The 16,067-nt window shown below is 67.1% G+C and carries 8 protein-coding genes; 3 read left to right on the top strand and 5 right to left on the bottom strand.

Features of this window, described 5'->3' with window-relative positions:
* Positions 1-584: 584 nt before the first annotated feature.
* Entirely contained in the window at positions 585-1,871 is a 1,287-nt protein-coding gene (locus AB0436_RS29045; protein ID WP_366470924.1) for a M20 family metallopeptidase, read from the top strand.
* Between the two features lie 252 nt (positions 1,872-2,123).
* On the top strand, positions 2,124-3,704 hold the full coding sequence (locus AB0436_RS29040) for a family 43 glycosylhydrolase (RefSeq protein WP_366470923.1): 1,581 nt from the start codon (positions 2,124-2,126) through the stop codon (positions 3,702-3,704).
* A 109-nt stretch (positions 3,705-3,813) separates the two neighbouring features.
* Here AB0436_RS29040 and AB0436_RS29035 read toward each other — a convergent pair whose 3' ends face one another.
* From AB0436_RS29035 to AB0436_RS29015, 5 genes are all read right to left on the bottom strand, one after another.
* On the bottom strand, positions 3,814-6,996 hold the full coding sequence (locus AB0436_RS29035; RefSeq protein ID WP_366470922.1) for a TIM-barrel domain-containing protein: 3,183 nt from the start codon (positions 6,994-6,996) through the stop codon (positions 3,814-3,816).
* Positions 6,997-7,745: 749 nt separating this feature from the next.
* Positions 7,746-8,075, bottom strand: a complete 330-nt coding sequence (locus tag AB0436_RS29030) for an STAS domain-containing protein (protein ID WP_365852451.1) — start codon at positions 8,073-8,075, stop codon at positions 7,746-7,748.
* A gap of 127 nt (positions 8,076-8,202) precedes the next feature.
* Positions 8,203-9,063 carry an N-acetylmuramoyl-L-alanine amidase gene (locus AB0436_RS29025; RefSeq protein WP_366470921.1) on the bottom strand — a complete coding sequence of 287 codons (861 nt, stop codon included), beginning with the start codon at positions 9,061-9,063 and terminating at the stop codon, positions 8,203-8,205.
* A 427-nt stretch (positions 9,064-9,490) separates the two neighbouring features.
* Positions 9,491-13,480: a ThuA domain-containing protein gene (locus AB0436_RS29020; RefSeq protein WP_366470920.1), complete on the bottom strand. Its 3,990-nt coding sequence runs from the start codon at positions 13,478-13,480 to the stop codon at positions 9,491-9,493.
* 349 nt (positions 13,481-13,829) lie between these two features.
* Positions 13,830-14,795 (bottom strand): multicopper oxidase domain-containing protein, encoded by a 966-nt coding sequence (locus AB0436_RS29015; RefSeq protein ID WP_366470919.1) that lies wholly within the window; start codon positions 14,793-14,795, stop codon positions 13,830-13,832.
* A gap of 765 nt (positions 14,796-15,560) precedes the next feature.
* Between AB0436_RS29015 and AB0436_RS29010 the strand changes: the two genes are divergently transcribed.
* Positions 15,561-16,067 (top strand): plastocyanin/azurin family copper-binding protein (locus tag AB0436_RS29010; protein WP_366470918.1); only part of this gene is annotated, 507 nt, incomplete at its 3' end.

The raw sequence follows: 16,067 nt of genomic DNA, 5'->3' as shown, positions 1-16,067 counted from the left end.
GTCCAACACCTTGCGAGACGGTCCTGGCCGCTGGCAATTGTGTGACCTACGACCCCAGATAGTGACAAAACGGACAGGGGGTGGGGGAGGCCGTGCGACAGGGGGGAAAGCCCGGCCGTCCGTCTACTAGGCGCGGTCCTGTGTGACGCGGACCCTATGCCCGAGCTCACAAACCCCCGCCCTCGCACCCCCGATTTCCCACTGCGCGTCACACCCCGAACACAGCAACACCCCGCCCCGCGCTTCGGTGCATACTCGTGCGGCCGGCTTCGGCGACGTCCGCACCAGTACGGCGGTGGCTGCGGCAGATACCCATCGCCGGGGGGTCCGGGTACGGACTCGACACACCGGGACGTTCACGAGCGACGCGATGGGCCGGGGTGCTCGTAGGCTCATGCCGTGTTTCTGGCACGCCCTTGTTCTGCGCCTTGCCGCCGTGCGGTTCGGCTGGGGCCTGCCCAACGGTTTGGACTGGCAACCACGCTCCCGGCTCGCCGCGCTCACCCCTGGCGGGAGGCGGTAGCGCGACCGACCCTGAGCGCCCCCCTACGCCCGCAGGCGGGCGAAACCCGCGAAGGAACCACATGGCGAACAGCGTAGGGACAGTGCTCACCGGCCTTGACGACCTCCGCGCCGGCGTGGAGGACTTCTATAAGGACCTTCACGCCCACCCGGAACTCGGCCTGCGGGAGCACCGCACGGCCGGGAAGGTCGCCGGGGCCCTGCGGGAGTGCGGTTATGAGGTGACCGAGGGCATCGGCACCACCGGTGTCATCGGTGTGCTCACCCGGGGAGACGGCCCGACGGTGATGCTCCGGGCGGACATGGACGCGCTGCCGGTGCGGGAGAACACCGGTCTGCCGTACGCCTCCACGGTCACCGTCACCGACAGGGACGGAGTCGAGCAGCCGGTCATGCACGCCTGCGGTCACGATGTGCACGTCGCATGCCTGGTCGGCTTCGCGCAGCTCATGGCCAAGAGCCGTGACGCCTGGCGGGGAACGGTGGTCGCGCTGTTCCAGCCCTCGGAGGAGAACGGCGACGGTGCCCGGGCCATGATCGAGGACGGTCTGACCAGCATGGTTCCTCGGCCCGACGTCGTACTTGCGCAGCACGTGCTGCCCTACCCCGCGGGATACGTCGCGACCCGCACCGGGTCCTTCCTGTCGGCTGCCGACAGCCTGCGCATCACTCTGCACGGGCGGGGGGCCCACGGTTCGTCCCCGCAGGCAGCCGTCGACCCGGTGGTCATGGCAGCGATGTGCGTCGTGCGTCTGCAGACGGTGATCTCCCGCGAACTGGCGGCCACCACCCCCGCTGTCCTTACGGTCGGCAGCATCCAGTCGGGTACGGGCCCGAATGTCATCCCCGACCGCGCTGTGCTCCAGTTGAACGTACGTACGTACGATCCGGCCGTCCGCAAGCAGGTACTTGCCTCGATCAAGCGGATCGTACGGGCCGAGGCCGCAGGGGGAGACGCCCCCAAGGAGCCGGAATTCGAGCACCTGTCGTCGTTCCCGCCCACGATCAACGACCAGGATGCCACCGACACCGTTGCCCGGGCTTTCGCCGCCTGCTTCGGTGATGACGCGCGCACGGCCGAACTGCAGACGGCCAGCGAGGACATGAGCGAGATTCCTCATGCCTTCGGCGCCCCGTTCACCTACTGGTGCATCGGCGGCATCGATTCCGGCCTCTACGACGCCGCGCAGAAGAAGGGCACCATTTCCCAGGACATCCCGGTCAACCACAGCCCCGCCTTCGCCCCCGTGATGCAGCCCACCCTCGATACCGGCATCAAAACCCTCGTCGCGGCCGCACTCGCCTGGCTCGCACCTGAAGAAACGAGTCCAGAGGCTCAGAACTTCTGACCGGGGGAGTGGCCCGAGGAGTGACCCGGCCGAGGCAGTGGTGTGTTGATGACGATCCGTGAGCTGCGAACGAGCCGCTGCTGCCCAAGGTCGGCGCCGACCGGTGAAGCCGATGTGTGTTCATGAATGCTTCGCATCGGGTGTGGTCGAAGCCTGGCGGCCGGGCAGGCGTGGCCACTATCTCTGTTTCGGGGTTCTTCCGGCTGGAAGTACCGCGCCGTCAACCCCTACCTGGCAAGGAGCCGCATCACCATGACCCGTAACACCGATCCCCAGCCGTCCCCCTCAGGCCCCTCGCGCCGCCTGTTCCTGGGAAGCATTTCGCTGAGCGTGCTCGCTGCAGCCGTGCCGCTGGTGGGCGTCTCACCGGCTTCCGCGGCAACTTCCCGCTACAGGGATTTCCCGGTGGGAGACACCTGGCACGACACCAGCGGAAACCGGATACAGGCCCACGGTGGCGGCTATCTGAAAGTCGGCGCCCACTACTACTGGGTCGGTGAAGACAAGAGCGACAACAGCTCCCGCTTCTCCAAGCTCGCGCTGTACCGCTCCACCGACCTGCTCAACTGGACCTTCGTCAACCACATCCTGACCAAGGACAGTGCCGCAGCGCTGAACTCCTGCACGGTGGAACGCCCGAAGCTCATCTACCACGCGGCTGCCCGCAAGTACGTCCTGTGGGCACACTGGGAAGACGGACAGGACTACAGCGCCTCGCACCTCATGGTGGCCACCTGCGACACCATTGGAGGCGACTACGTCTTCCAACGGCATTTCCGTCCCGGCGCCGGCAGCATCGCCTCCACCAGCGTCGACCCCACCTATACCGGCACAGACGGCCTGTACGGCTACGGATCGCGCGACTTCACGGTCTACGAGGACCCCGACTCCCGCGCCGCCTACCTGGTCTCCACCCAGAACAGCACCGACATGCGCGTGTACAGACTCACCGAGAACTACCAGGACGTCGACTGGGCCAACTCCTACACGCTGTTCGCCGGCAAGCGGCGCGAAGCGCCGGCCATGGTGAAGGTGCACGACCACTATTTCCTGCTGACCTCCGCCCAGTCCGGCTGGTACCCCAATCAGTGCATGTTCGCGTACACCAAGGATCCCGGCGACCCCAACGGATGGTCGGAGCTCGCGCCGGTGGCCAACAACACCACCTTCTACAGCCAGCCCGCGAACATTCTCACCGTCCCCACGAAGACAGGCCCCGACCGCTACATCTACATGGGTGACCGGTGGAACCCGGCAGCGCTGGGGAGCTCCGCCTACGTCTGGCTTCCGCTGTCGTTCACCGACGCGAACGGCCAGAGCCCCCAAGCGTCGATGCAGTACCTCCCGAGCTGGTCGGTCAATCTCTCAACCGGCGCCATCAAAGGCCCGAACAACACCCTGCTCTCGCAAGGCCGACCCGTCACTGCAACCGCGAGTGATGACACTCACGCGGGCACCGTCGCAAACGACGGAAACTTCTTCAACCTCAACACCACAGGCGACAGTTCCTCGTACTTCCAACCGGCCGCAGTTCCCTTCGCCTGGACAGCCGACCTGGGATCGGCTCATAGCCTGAGTCGCATCGACATCAGCTGGCGCTCCTACAACGGATCCGAAACCTACTGCGGTTACACGGTCTCAGGCAGCGCCGACGGCACCAATTGGACAACGCTGACGGACCGTTCGAGCAACACCACAGTCGGCTTCACCAGCGACAGCCTTCACGGCACCTACCGGTACGTACGCTTGAGCGTTTCCAAGGTCATCAACGACCACAACGGCAATTCCGCCACATGGGCGGCGGGACTGGTGGAGGTCCAGATCTACTCCTGAGGCCCCTGGGCACCAGTCCAGAAGCAAAGAGTGCCGCCGCGGCCGCCGGCGGAGCGCAGTGTGCGCCGGTCCGCAGGCGGCCGCAGGCAGAGGCTGTCTGTGTCCTTCCTCAGTAGGTGACGGTGAGGGGGGCATGGACGCTGCGCTGCGGGACCGTGATAGTCAAAGTCCCGGTACGGTCGTCCCAGTGGTATGCCTTCGGCGAAAGCCGAGTCCCGGAAACGGCTACCTTGCTGGGTGCCTCGGTTCCCAAGAGTGAAAGCGTCCACTGGCGCTTCTTGACCTGGCCGCGGAAGGAACCCCTCACCGGGCTGATCGACACCGTGTGGTGCGATCCGGTTTGCCCGTAGCGGATGGTTGTCGTGGCGCTCTGACTCTTTCGTGTCGTGGTCCCGTTGTCCTCGTAGAGGCTGTACGAGCCCGAGGCGCCGGTGGCGATGGTCAGGGTGACGTCGGTCAGGGGATTCCGGTCGTTGTCCGTGACGTCGTGGGTGCGGGTGGGCAGGATGCCGCCCGCCTTGATGAACACCGGCATCGAGTTGAGGTCGGTGGTGACGTCGTGGGTGGTTCCGCCGGTGTAGCTCTTGCCGGTGAAGTAGTCGGTCCACTGGCCGGGCGGGAACCACACCGAAGTGGTGGCGGAGTCACCGGGCGTGGTCACCGGGGCGACCAGCACGTCGGAGCCGTAGAAGTACTCGCTGTTCGCGACAGCGTACGCCTGCGGCTCGTTGGGGTATTCCAGGTAGGTGGGGCGGACGACAGGCACACCGGTACGGTGCGCTTCCTCAGCGAGTGAATACGTGTAAGGCACCAGGTTTTCACGGAGGTTGAGGAAGTTGTCGGCTGACTTCCGCGCCGCGGTCCCGTACTGCCAGGGCAGCCGGTCGCTGTGGTTGCTGTGCAAGCGGTCGATCGGCTGGAAGGCTCCGAACTGGACCCAGCGAGCGTACAGGTCATCCGGCAGCTTGGACGTTGTGCGGGAGGTGTCGCCGTCGGTGTACGTCTCCGAACCGGTCAGTCCCGTCGTGTCGTTGTGGCCACCGATGTCATGCGTGATGGCGGACATCCCGGTCGCGGCGGACTCGCCCGGGGTGTAGCCGACCTCCAGCTTGAGCGTGCCCCAGGTGGAGGATGTGTCACCGGTGAAGTGGACGGTGGTGCGTTTGTCCGCCCACGGACCGGTCGGCAATGCCTGTTGGCCGCTGTAACCGCCGGCCTGCAGTGAGCCGTAGGCCCTGGAAAGGACGAATCCCCGGTCGTTGGCCGAGGCGTACTGCTGGTTGATCCATGCGTCCGGGGTTACGCCCGGCAGCGACGATTGCGACGCGTCGCAGCACCAGTCCAGCCACCAGAAGTCGTTGCCCTGCTGGTCCATGGTCCGGTGCAGGTCCATGTAAGCCTTGAGCTGGTCAGGGTCACCGAAGTCGAAGGTGTAGCAGTTGTCCTGGACGTTGGCGCCCGAGGCGCAGCCTCCCTTGGTCAGTTTGCCCTTGGCGGTGGCCTGAGCCTGGGCGAACTGTGGATCGGAGGCGAGGATGCTGGGATGCACGTTGAGTGTGTTGTGCAGTCCCTGGGCGGCCGACCAGTCGAAGAAGCTTGGGGGATCGGGGAACTTGGCGGGATCCATTTCCCAGCCGCTCCAGGAATTCACGGCCTTGAAGTCCGTATCGGTTACCAGGACGTCCAGGGGGACGCCCTCGGACCGGAACGCCGGGAGGATCTTGTTCTTGTAGTCCGCCGCGGTCCGGTCGATGTACTCCGAGTACCAGACGCCGTAAGCCCACTGAGGCAGCAGCGCCGGTGGCCCCGTCAAGGTGGCCAGGTCCGTCAGTCCCTGCTTGTAATCGTGTCCGAAACCGAAGACATAGCCGTCCTGGTACGGTGCGCCGCCGTGGCCGGAACGCTGGGTGACCTTTTTCGCCGCGGTGTCGTAAAGGGCCGATGGCGTGTCGTCCAGCAGATACCATCCGTCCTTGTTGAGCAGGCCCGGCGTGGTCACGAGAGGGGCATTGCCGGTCACTCCGTCCAAGCCCCGGCGATACCCGCCGAGGGGGAGGTGCGGCGGGGGTGCGTCCGACTTCGGGCCGGTCACGGAGAGGGTGTCCGCATTGACGTGACAGCTCGCCGTGTCGGGGCAGCTGAGGCTGATGTCATTGGCACCTGCCTTGAGGGCCACCGGCATCGAGGCTGTCTGCCAGTCGTCCCAGTCCTTTGTGGCGGGAAACGTCAGGGCGTCGGTCGCGCCGTCTGTGCTGACGGTGGCCGTGCGCGTCTGGTGCCGGCCGTCGCTGCCTGCGCCATTGGCATAACGCACTCGCAGGGTGTAGTTGCCGTCGGCGGGAACATCGACCACATGGGTCGACAAGCTCGATCCCTGGTTGAGCTCGGCAACGAAGCCCTTGCCGGCGTATCCCGCATGGTCCGTTGCACTGGCTGCCGTGCCGCCGATCCGCGCCGCCTCCGCCTCGCAGCTCACGCCGAAACGGCAGTCCGGGATCGCTGTTGTCGAGACAGGCGGGTACGGGTCGCCCGGCCGGACGAGCGCCAGGCTGTCGAGGTTGACGTCACCGGAGTCCGAGGCGGTCCGGGTCAGGGCGATGGTGTGATGACCCGCGCTGAGCTGGAGACTCTTGGTGACCAGATTCCATGTGTCCCAGTTCGCCGTGGTCGGCAGACTCACTGTCTGCTGCCCGCCGCCGTCCACGGTCAGGGTCAGGGTGCGGGTATCGGTCTTTCCGTCGCCGCCGAGGGAGTTCGCGTACCGCAGGCCGAGTTGGTAGCTCCCGCCGTCGCTGACATCGATGTCAGAGGACACCGAACTGCCGGTGCCTTCGAAGCCCGCCGCGAAGCCGCTTCCGGTATGGCCACCGTGGTCCGAGGCCAAGGAGACCCCGTTGAGCTGCAGATCCTCGGCCTCGCACAACGCGCCGAGCGCGCAGGTCAGGCGCTGCCAGGGGGCGGCCGTCACCGGTGAGCTGCCGGCGGCCAGTTGCAGGGAGAAGTTTTTGGCGTCGAACGGCCCGGAGCCGACTCGGTAGCGCAGGGTCATGGCGCTCGTCTTGATGGTGAGCCAGCCGTCGGACGTCGTAGAGCTGTAAGAAGCCGGTGTGAACCCGTCGCGACCGATCGCGTTGAACGTCGGTTGATCGGTGAACTCATGATCCCCCGCGTACTCGGTGCGGATGAGAGTGGGCGACAGAATCTCGAAGCGGGCGTCCCCCGACGAAACGGTCGGAATCCGGTCACTCCGCGGACCTCCAGCTGCCGAGGAACCAGTGTTGCCCAGTGACATCGCCGCGGCCGTGGCAAGGGCAACGGCGACCCCCACCTGCCGCTGCGTTGATCGTTGCCGGCGTCTCGGTGTCATGACTGGCATAAGCACTCCGTTCTCCTGTCGGCCGGGCGGCTTGTCCGTCCTGCGAGGGAAGGTCCCGGCGACCGAGGGCCCGCTCGCAGTGGCGGTGCTGAGTCGCGCTGTTCTCTGGAAGCAAGGTCCGGCGGCCATTTCAACGTTGGAAATTGCGCACTCAGCATGAGAGCACGTCGTCTCGCACGGTGTCCATAGAGGTGTCGAAGAACGCCCCTCACACGGGAGTTGACGTCTCGCACGGGACGCCGACACCGGGTCTGTCACATGAGCCACTGCCGCCGGCAGCGCTCGGCCCCGCCGCATCACGACGAGGCGGAGCACTCAGGCCCGGACTGACCCACAGCACTCGTTGCGTGCCGGAAGCCTTCGGGTGGTCGGGGAAGGTTGAGCACAGGGTCGCGGGCGTTCAGCGGCGGGGATGGAGCCCTTTGAGCTGACGGCGCGGTTGTTCGGCGTTTGCTCCAATGTCCTTGGCGCACGAAGAAGCGGCGCGGCGCAGTCGTCAGCCCTCTGTACGCGCTGTGCGACCTGGGAACGAGAGGTGCAGACACGCTCCAGGCCGGCTGCCCCGGGCTTGATCCGGTGCCGGGCGAGCGCCCGGGTGGCAGCGGTAGGACGTCGCGACCGGCCGCCCGCTCCAGCGAGACCTTCCTCCTGCGGCCGGGCTGCTGTCATGCGACCGGGAAGGGGTCCGGGCTGGTGCGGCGGGCGTTGTCCAGGGGGCCGCGGGCGGCCGCGCTGCTGGGGGCGATGACCTTGAAGGCTGTCCCCAGCGCCCGGGCTCGGCGGTGGGCGCGAACCAGCGCCGGTACCGCGCAGCAGGGACAGACGACGCTACAGGCGCTCAGGTCCACGACAAGGCCCTTCGCCCCGCGATTGAGGAAGATCAGCAGCTGGTCGCGCACCTGTGGGGCCTCACGGCAACCGAACGCCTCCAGCCGCAGGCGAACGATGCCTCCCTTGGTCCGTACGTGGTGAAGAGTGAGGTTCTTGTTGCGCATGACACGCTCCTCCCACCCGCACTGCAGGGGTCCGGGATCAGCAGGCTGGGATCCACCGCCGATTGTCCCAGGTGTCATCCAGGACCGCAGGTCAGCCGGGAGCCGGCGCCGGTTGGACAAGGGCGGCTTACGGTGTGGTGAGGAACTGGTCGAGGGCGCGTGCGATGCCGGCAGCGATGGCCTGTTGGCCGGTTCGGCTGTGGGCGATGCTCCCTTCGGCCGGGTTGCTGATGAACAGCGGTTCGACGAGCGCGCCGGGCATGGCTGAGGGGTGGTCGTTGTAGCCCTGCTTGCGCGGCCCGAGGATGATCAGGTGGCCGTAGGCGGCGGCTTCCGATGTCAGCGTGCTGCCGCCGGTGCTGTTGCTGGTGGCCGCTCGATCGGACACGTGCCAGCCGTGGGCCGCCAGGGCCGCGACGATGTCGCGTTGCAGCAGACCGGCGAGTGTCCGGCTCCGGGCGGAGAACGACCGGTCGGCGTCGAAGAAGGTGATGGCGCCACCGGTACTCGCATAGCCGTCCAAGTTGAAGTGGACTGACACGAGCGCGGCGGCGCCGGCGAGGTTCGCACACCGGGCGCGAGCGACCAGGTCCTTGCGTTCGCCACTGGTCGACATGACACTTCCGGACAGGTCGCTGCCGGAAAGGCGAGCGACCGCGCTGTCCCCGGTGCGGGAGACCACCACCCGATAACCGTCAGCACGCAGGAGCCGTGTGGTGTCCAGCACCGTGGCGAGGGTCTCGGTCTTCTCGTCGATCCGCCGGCCCGTAGTGGTCACGCCCTGGCCGCCCGGATCGGGGCCGCCGTGTCCGGCGTCGAGGAAGACGGTGCGATGCCGGTTGCCCGAGGTGGGTGCGAATACCACGCACGCGCCGGGAGCGAACGCGGCAGGATCCAGCGCGGTGCGCGGGGGCACACCCGTCGATGACGCGTGCCGGTGTGCGGCGACGCGGCGGCTCTCTGTCGTGGCGGTGATGAGCACGGCCACGGCAGCACCGACACCGAGGGCGGCGGTGCTCAGCCCTATGATGCGTATCGCTCGCCTCCGCACGACGCCCGCCCCGACGTCCGGGTCATCCTCGGATATGGGCGGCGGAGTGGGATCGCCAGTGACCATAAGCAGCGCGTCCTGTCTCTCCGGGTACCAACAGCAGCTCGGCGCGGCCGCCCCGACCGTGACAAGTGAACGCGGACTTCCCGCGTGCTGCCAGGCCACTGCCGCCGATCGAGCGAAGCCGCCGGTGGTATCTGGCCGGGTGCTGCTCCGGTGGCGCATCGGCCTCTTCGTGATGCGATGGTTCGAGGAGTGGGGCGCCGAGCAGTGGTTCGGCGTGTGGTCCCCGGTCACGCTGTCCGCTGTCGCGGAAGAGCCGGGCACGGGGCTGTCGCCCGGTGCCCGGCACCGGCCGTTCCTTCTACAGGTTCCGCACCCGGATGTTGCGGAATTCGATCAGGTCGTTGTCACTGTGGTTCTGCAGTCCCACGTAACCGCTGAAGAACTGACGCAGGTCCGTGGACGGATCGCCCGCCCGCGACGACGACTTGCCGGGCGTGTTGTCGAACTCGTTGATCACCACGCCGTTGCGGATGATCGTGTAGTGCTGCCCGACGACCCGGATCTCGTAGTCGTTCCACTGGCCCTTCGGGGTGACCCTCGCATGGTCCAGGTCGTTCGGATCGAAGTTGTAGACCGAGCCGGTTTTCTGGGGCTCGCCGCTGTCTCCGTCGTAGATCTGGATCTCGTTGCCGCAGTAGACCGCGACCCACTCCTGAGCGGTGCGGGCAGCTCCCGTCGTGCTGCAGCCCTCGGGCCGTTCGGCCAGTGGCGTCCGCGGATCGGGGAACCTCACGAACACACCGCTGTTGGCCTGGTGGCCCTCCGGAGCGACATCCCGGAACTGCAGCCTGATCGAGTAGTCCTTGAACTGCTGCTTGCTGTACCACAGCATGCCCATGCCGCCGGAACTGCGCAGGGTGCCGTCCGGCAGCAGCGAGAACTGGCCCGCGCCCGCCTGGCTCCATCCGGCGAGACTGCTTGCCGACCCGTCGAAGAGGGACTTGTACCCGGGCGTCTTGCCGATGGGCGACTGGGCCCCCTTCTTGCGGAGTGTCGCCGCCTCGTGGTTGTCGATGACACCGTCCTTGCGGAACTGGTTCACCAGGTCGTTGAGGTCGCTGACGAACGCGCCGTGGTTCGGCCAGCTGCCCTCGTCGTCGATCAGGTCGTTGATGGTGCAACCGCCGCCGACCTTGTGGTTGGCCACACCGGTGTCGGTGTCGAGCAACCGGACCGTGGAACGGGCGTCGGGCGCCTTGCAGCCCGCCGTCACGTCGATCTTCCCGGTGGACTGCTCACCGTTGGCGTAGGTCACCTTGAGTGTGGCGTGGTAGGTGCCGTAATCGGCGTAGGTGTGGGTGGGGTTGGGCTCGTGCGACGGCTGGCGGCCGTCACCGAAGTTCCACTCCCAGGAGACGCCGCCCGCCTTCGCGGCCGAGAACTGGATCGTCCGCGGCTTGCTCTGCTCGACGGCACGGCCCGAGGCGTCGCTCGGGTTCGGTGTGGCCGGGCCACCGTGGTAGCTGACGCGGACCAGTTTCTGGTTCGGGTCCAGGCTGAAGAACCCGCCCGCGTAGTCGAGCATGTAGAGCGCGCCGTCCGGGCCGAACTTGGCGTCCATCCAGCTCTGGACCTTGTTGTCCCCGATGCCGCCGGGGAGGATCTGACGCAGATCCTCGCCGAAGGCCGGCTGGGACTGGTCCTTGACGTTGTCCGCGGTGACCGTGACCGCGACGCGGTTGTTGGCGTTGGACTCGTCACCGATGAACCACTTGTTGTCCCAGTACGAGGGCCAGGCGACACCGCTGTTGGTGTCGACCTCCGAGCGGTGGTAGGTCGGGCCGTCCATGATGGCCTGGCCGCCGCCCTTGAGGTAGGGCTCGGTGTACTTCTCGTCGCTCTGCACGTATGTGGGCAGCCCGCTGCCGTCGCTGCGCTTCGGGTAGTCCACGCCGCCGCCCTGCGGCGAGTACCAGATCATGTTGCTGCGGATCGGTGGGAGGTCCACCAGTCCGGTGTTCCGGGGCGAGGTGTTCTTCGGGTGGTCGCAGTCGTACCAGCCGGTGAGCACACTGGCGTCGGTGTTGCTGCGGTCACGGTAGGGCTGCTTGTTGCCCATGCAGTACGGCCAGCCCTGGTTGCCCGCGGAGGTGATGATGGTCGCGGTCTCGTACTTGGCCGGTCCGAGCTCCGGGTCGGGCGTCGGTGCGTCGGGGCCGACCCAGGCCGCGGTCAGCCAGTTGTTGGCCTTGTCCCAGGCGATCCGTGCGACGTTGCGGACGCCCATGACGTAGATCTCCGGGCGGGTCTTGCCGCCACCCTCCTCCTGACCGGTGAACAGGTTGCCCTTGGGGATCGTGTACGTGCCGTCGGGCTCGGGGTGGATCCGCAGGATCTTGCCGTTGAGGTCGTTGGTGTTGCCGGCCGTGCGGCGGGCGTCCTGGAAGGACAGGCCCTTGTAGTCCTTGGTCCAGTTGTTCCCGGAGTAGCCGGCCCCGGCTCCCTGCGAGGAGTTGTCGTCACCGACGCCGACGTAGAGGTTGCCATCGTTGTCGAAGGTCATGCCGCCACCCGTGTGGCAGCAGCTGTGGATCTGCGCGGTCCAGTGCAGCAGGTCCTTGCGGGTGCTCTTGTCGATCGACTGGTTCTTGAGGTCGTAGGTCAGCCGCGAGACGGTGCGCTGGCCCGTCTGCTTGTCCCGGTCGACCGACTCGTGCGGCATCCAGTAGACGTAGATCCAGCCGTTCTGCTCGAACTTGGGGTCGAGCGTGATGCCGACCAGACCCTCCTCGTTCTTGACCAGCTCGTCGCCGCTGCCCCGGTTGCCCATCACGTCGAGCGTGGTGAGCAGCTTGGCCTGCTTGGTCTTGGGGTCCCACTGGTGGATCGTGCCGCAGCCGAGGCCGACCTTGGGGTCGTTCCAGTCGGGGATGGGTCCGCCGGGGCAGGCCGCCTTGCCGATGTAGAACGTCTTGCCGTCAGGAGCGACGGTCAAGCCGTGCGGCTCGCCGATCTGGTCGAGCTGGCCCGCCTGGTTCTTCGCCGTGAGCCTGTCGATCGAGTAGTTCGAAGCGATGGTCGCCTGGCAGTCGCCGCGAACCATTCCGGTCGTCCACTCGATGGCGCCGAGCAGGTGGCTCTGGAACTTCGTGTCCGAGGTGTAGCTGTCCTGAGTGCGGCCCATGCCTGTGTAGAAGGACCGGCCGCCGTCGTAGTCGCGGCACCAGGAGACGGGATGGAAGGCTCCGTTGCCGGCCGGGCCCGGGTCGTAGGTGTTCTCCTCGACCTGGGCGACAGTCTGGACCGTGCCGTTCGGGTTCGGGTCCCAGTTCATCCACTGGTCGGACCGGGTCCACTTGAGAGGCAGGTCCTTGTTCGCCGGGTGCTGCCGGTCGGTGACGTCCACGACGGCCTTCTGCACCTTGGTCTCGGGCGCCGGCGCCGGGTTGTCCCCGAAGAGCCGCAGCTCCGCCAACTGAGTCGCGGACTCCCCGGCGTTGGCTGTGACGTTCAGCCGGTAGTACTGGTACGCCTTGGTGTTGGAGAACTTGTACTGCTTGGTCTGGAATCGGTCCGTGAAGGTCTCCCCGGTCCGGGTGTCCAGCGTCGTCCAGCTGCTCCCGTCCTGCGAGCCCTGAAGCGTCCAGGCCTTCGGGTCCCGGCCCGCAAAGTCGTTGGCCGACGTCAGCGCGTACTGGGCCACCGCGACCGGCTGCGCCATCTTGGCCGCGACCCAGCCCGTCTTCTGGAAGGTCAGCCACTTGGTGCTGTCGCTGCCGTCGAACAGCTTGTCCTTCGATTCGTTGGGCGGGTTGTCGCCGCTCGCCGTGGCTTCCGACACCTTCTCGGAGGCGGGAAGGCTGGCGGCCGGCCGGGTTCCGATCAGACCGGTGAACCAGCTGGAGCCCGACTGCGCACGGGCCGCATCGTGAACGCCGACGAAGCCGCCCCCACCCTTGATGTACGCCTGGAATGCGGATTCCTCGTCAGAGGTGAGCGTCACGTCCTTGGCCGATAGGAAGACCACGCCACGGTAGCGGGCCAGGTTGTCGGCGGTGAAGACGCCCGGATCCTCCGACTCGTGCACGGAGAAGCCGTTCTGCTGCCCCAATTCCTTGATCGCCGATGCGGCGGTGGCGACCGGATCGTCCTGTTGGGCGGTCGGTCCGTGGAAGACCAGGACGTTCACCAGGGGTTCCGTGCTGGGACCTTCGTCCTGGCTGTGTCCGGACGGCGGCTTGGCTTGTGCCTGCATGGCCGGCATCGCGGTCAGTCCCAGGGCGAGCGCCGTGCTGGACAGCAGGATGACCGCGCGGCGCCAGGACCGCGTGTGACGAGGGGTTTGCACGGGACGCGACGGCGGCGCTCCGCTTCGTCGTGACAGGGTGAACCGGTCTCTTCGGCCCATAGTTGCTCCTTGACTCGATCCGATAACGGAAAACTGGCCAGGGGGTGGAACCAGGGCTGCCGCACGGGCCTCGCCCGGCATGCGCCGGCTGAGGCGGATCCGGCTCGGCCATCAGGACGTTCCGGAGACGGCCGGGGCGCCGGATCCTGTGAGGTCGCGGACGCCCCGGATCCTCATGACCCGGGACCGGCCGGCGGCAGGCTGTACAGGCCCGTCAGGCCGTCAAGCCGGCGTGGCGGGTGGGGATTCGGGGATGCGGACGGGGTGCGTGACGGGACGGCTCGCTTCGCTACATGGAGGGCGATCCGCCGGGGATCGTGCCGTCGGCCTCGGTCACCAGGAACATTCCGGACATGCCCATGTCCGAGTGGCTCTGGACATGGCAGTGGTACATCCAGGCGCCCGAGCCGACCCGTTCGCCGGCGATCACCTGGAACCCGAAGGAATCCGCCGGGCCGGTGGTCTTGGTGTCGATGACCCGGCTGACGTCCTGCGGGCCCTGCAATATCCCGGTGCGGTTGTCCACCCAGCGGTGACCGTGCACGTGGAAGGTGTGGAAGAAGTCGCCGTGAGTGATCATGATGAACTCCACCCGCTCGCCGCGGACGGCCTTGAAGGTGGGGGTGTCGGGAGCGATGGTGTTGTTGATCGTCATGTTGTTGAAGACGACCGTGAACTGTTTGTCAGGCAGCACGTCGCCCTTGCGTCGCACCACCACGGGGCCGTAGAGGCCTTTTCTGATCCCGTCGGTGCCATGCTCGGTGCCCACATTGTGGTCGTGGTAGTGCCAGTAGCCGGCGCTTCCGGCCTCCCAGGTTCCGTCGTGGCGTCTTCCCGGGGCGTGAGTACGCCAGACATAGGTTCGCCGTGCGCCCGGCTGGACGACGCTGCTGTTCATCTTCGTGCCGTCGCTGGCGGTGTCGTAGTCCAGTCCGTGTACGTGCAGGCTGGCGGCGACATCCAGGTTGTTGACGACCTCGATGTTCATGGTGTCGCCCTCGGTCAGCTCGATGAGCGGGCCCGGAATCGACGCTTCACCGGGGTGGAGGCCGTAGCCCATCTCCCCGTTCGGCAGCTTCTCCATGTACAGCGTCATGCTGCCGGCCTTGCCGCCGTTGCCATGCGGTGTGGGCTTGTCCAGGGGCGCGGCGGCGGTGCTGCCGAGCACTGCGGGTACGACGGCCGCGGCCGCAGCTCCCGTGGCGAACGATCGCCGGGAGAAGAGACGTCGCGCGCCTACGCCTGAGTCGGTCATCGCTCTCCAATCCTCGACAGGCACAAGTGCCTGAAGGCCGTTTCGTGGTCGTGAGCGCGCCGTCCCCGGCAGCACAGCCGGTCGCGGCGGTTTGCGGTGGTGCGCCGGGCCTCCGGCCCCGTGGGGCCGGAAAAAGGTCGTTACCTCGGTCTTCGAGCCGTCCGGCCTGGCTGGTGCGCCGGTGCGGCAGAGACTGGTTCGGCGGCGAGGCCGACTGAGCCCCGGGGACGGCCTCACCGTAGCGGCGGTCCTCCTGTTTTTCCAGACGCAGGGCAAAGTTGGTTGGGATGTGGCAATACATCTTGGCGCACCGTCAAAAGACCGGTAGCTTCCCATCGTTGCCCTAATCCGGGAATGGTGGGCGAGCCCCGTGCGCGGGCCTGCGGCTCCACCGCTCCGGTATGAGAGGAGCGGACCACGATTGTTCGTTCGTCGACCGCGGCCGGGCCGTCGTCATCACGCCCGGCGACCACCCGAAGTACACCCATTGCCCGTTGAGTTCAGCCCGCCGGTCAGGTGACGGAGTGCGCCACCGCCGCCCCGGACCGGACTCCCCGCGGCACCCGGCCGAACGGGCCACGAAGCCGCCGTCCCGGCGGCTGGTCGTCCACCCGGCGTTACCGCGTATCCGTACGCGTAACGCACAAGCGATTCGCGAAAGGTACAGCGGTGATCAGAAGACTGCTCCATGCCCAGACGGATCCGCCCCCCTCCAGACCCGCGCCGCGAGGCCGGTTCAGCCCGCACGCGGTATTGGTGGCGCTGGTGGCCGTAGTCCTCACAGCGTTCTCATTGGCCGCACCGGCCGCGTACGCGGCGATGAACCGCTCCGCCGCCACGACATCGACCCAGGTGCTCACCTGGACTGCCGGCGACGGCTACATGGGATACACGTCCGCTCCCGCCACCGCGGTGGCCGGCCCGGCGACGATCGTGTTCGAGAACAGCGCGGCGACCGGCAACACGACGGGGATGCCACACACGCTGACCTTCGACACCTCCAACCCTGACTACAACATCGACGTCAGCCTCAACCTCCAGGCGAGCCCCTCGGACTCCAGCGGAGGCCGAGCCACGGCCCAGGTCACCCTGACCCCTGGCGTCTACCGCTACTTCTGCTCGATGCCCGGTCACATGATGTCCGGTGAACTGACCGTGACAGCGGCCCCCGGAGATGACACGACTGCGCCGGATGTGTCGGCGTCGGTGTCGGGGACGAAGGATGGTGCGGGGGACTATGTTTCCAGTGCGACGGTGACGGTGTCGGCTTCG

The sequence above is a fragment of the Streptomyces sp. NPDC051322 genome (assembly GCF_040689485.1).
Lineage (GTDB): Bacteria > Actinomycetota > Actinomycetes > Streptomycetales > Streptomycetaceae > Streptomyces.
The sequence above is the reverse complement of the archived record's forward strand: the minus strand, read 5'-3'. Positions and strand labels throughout refer to the sequence as shown.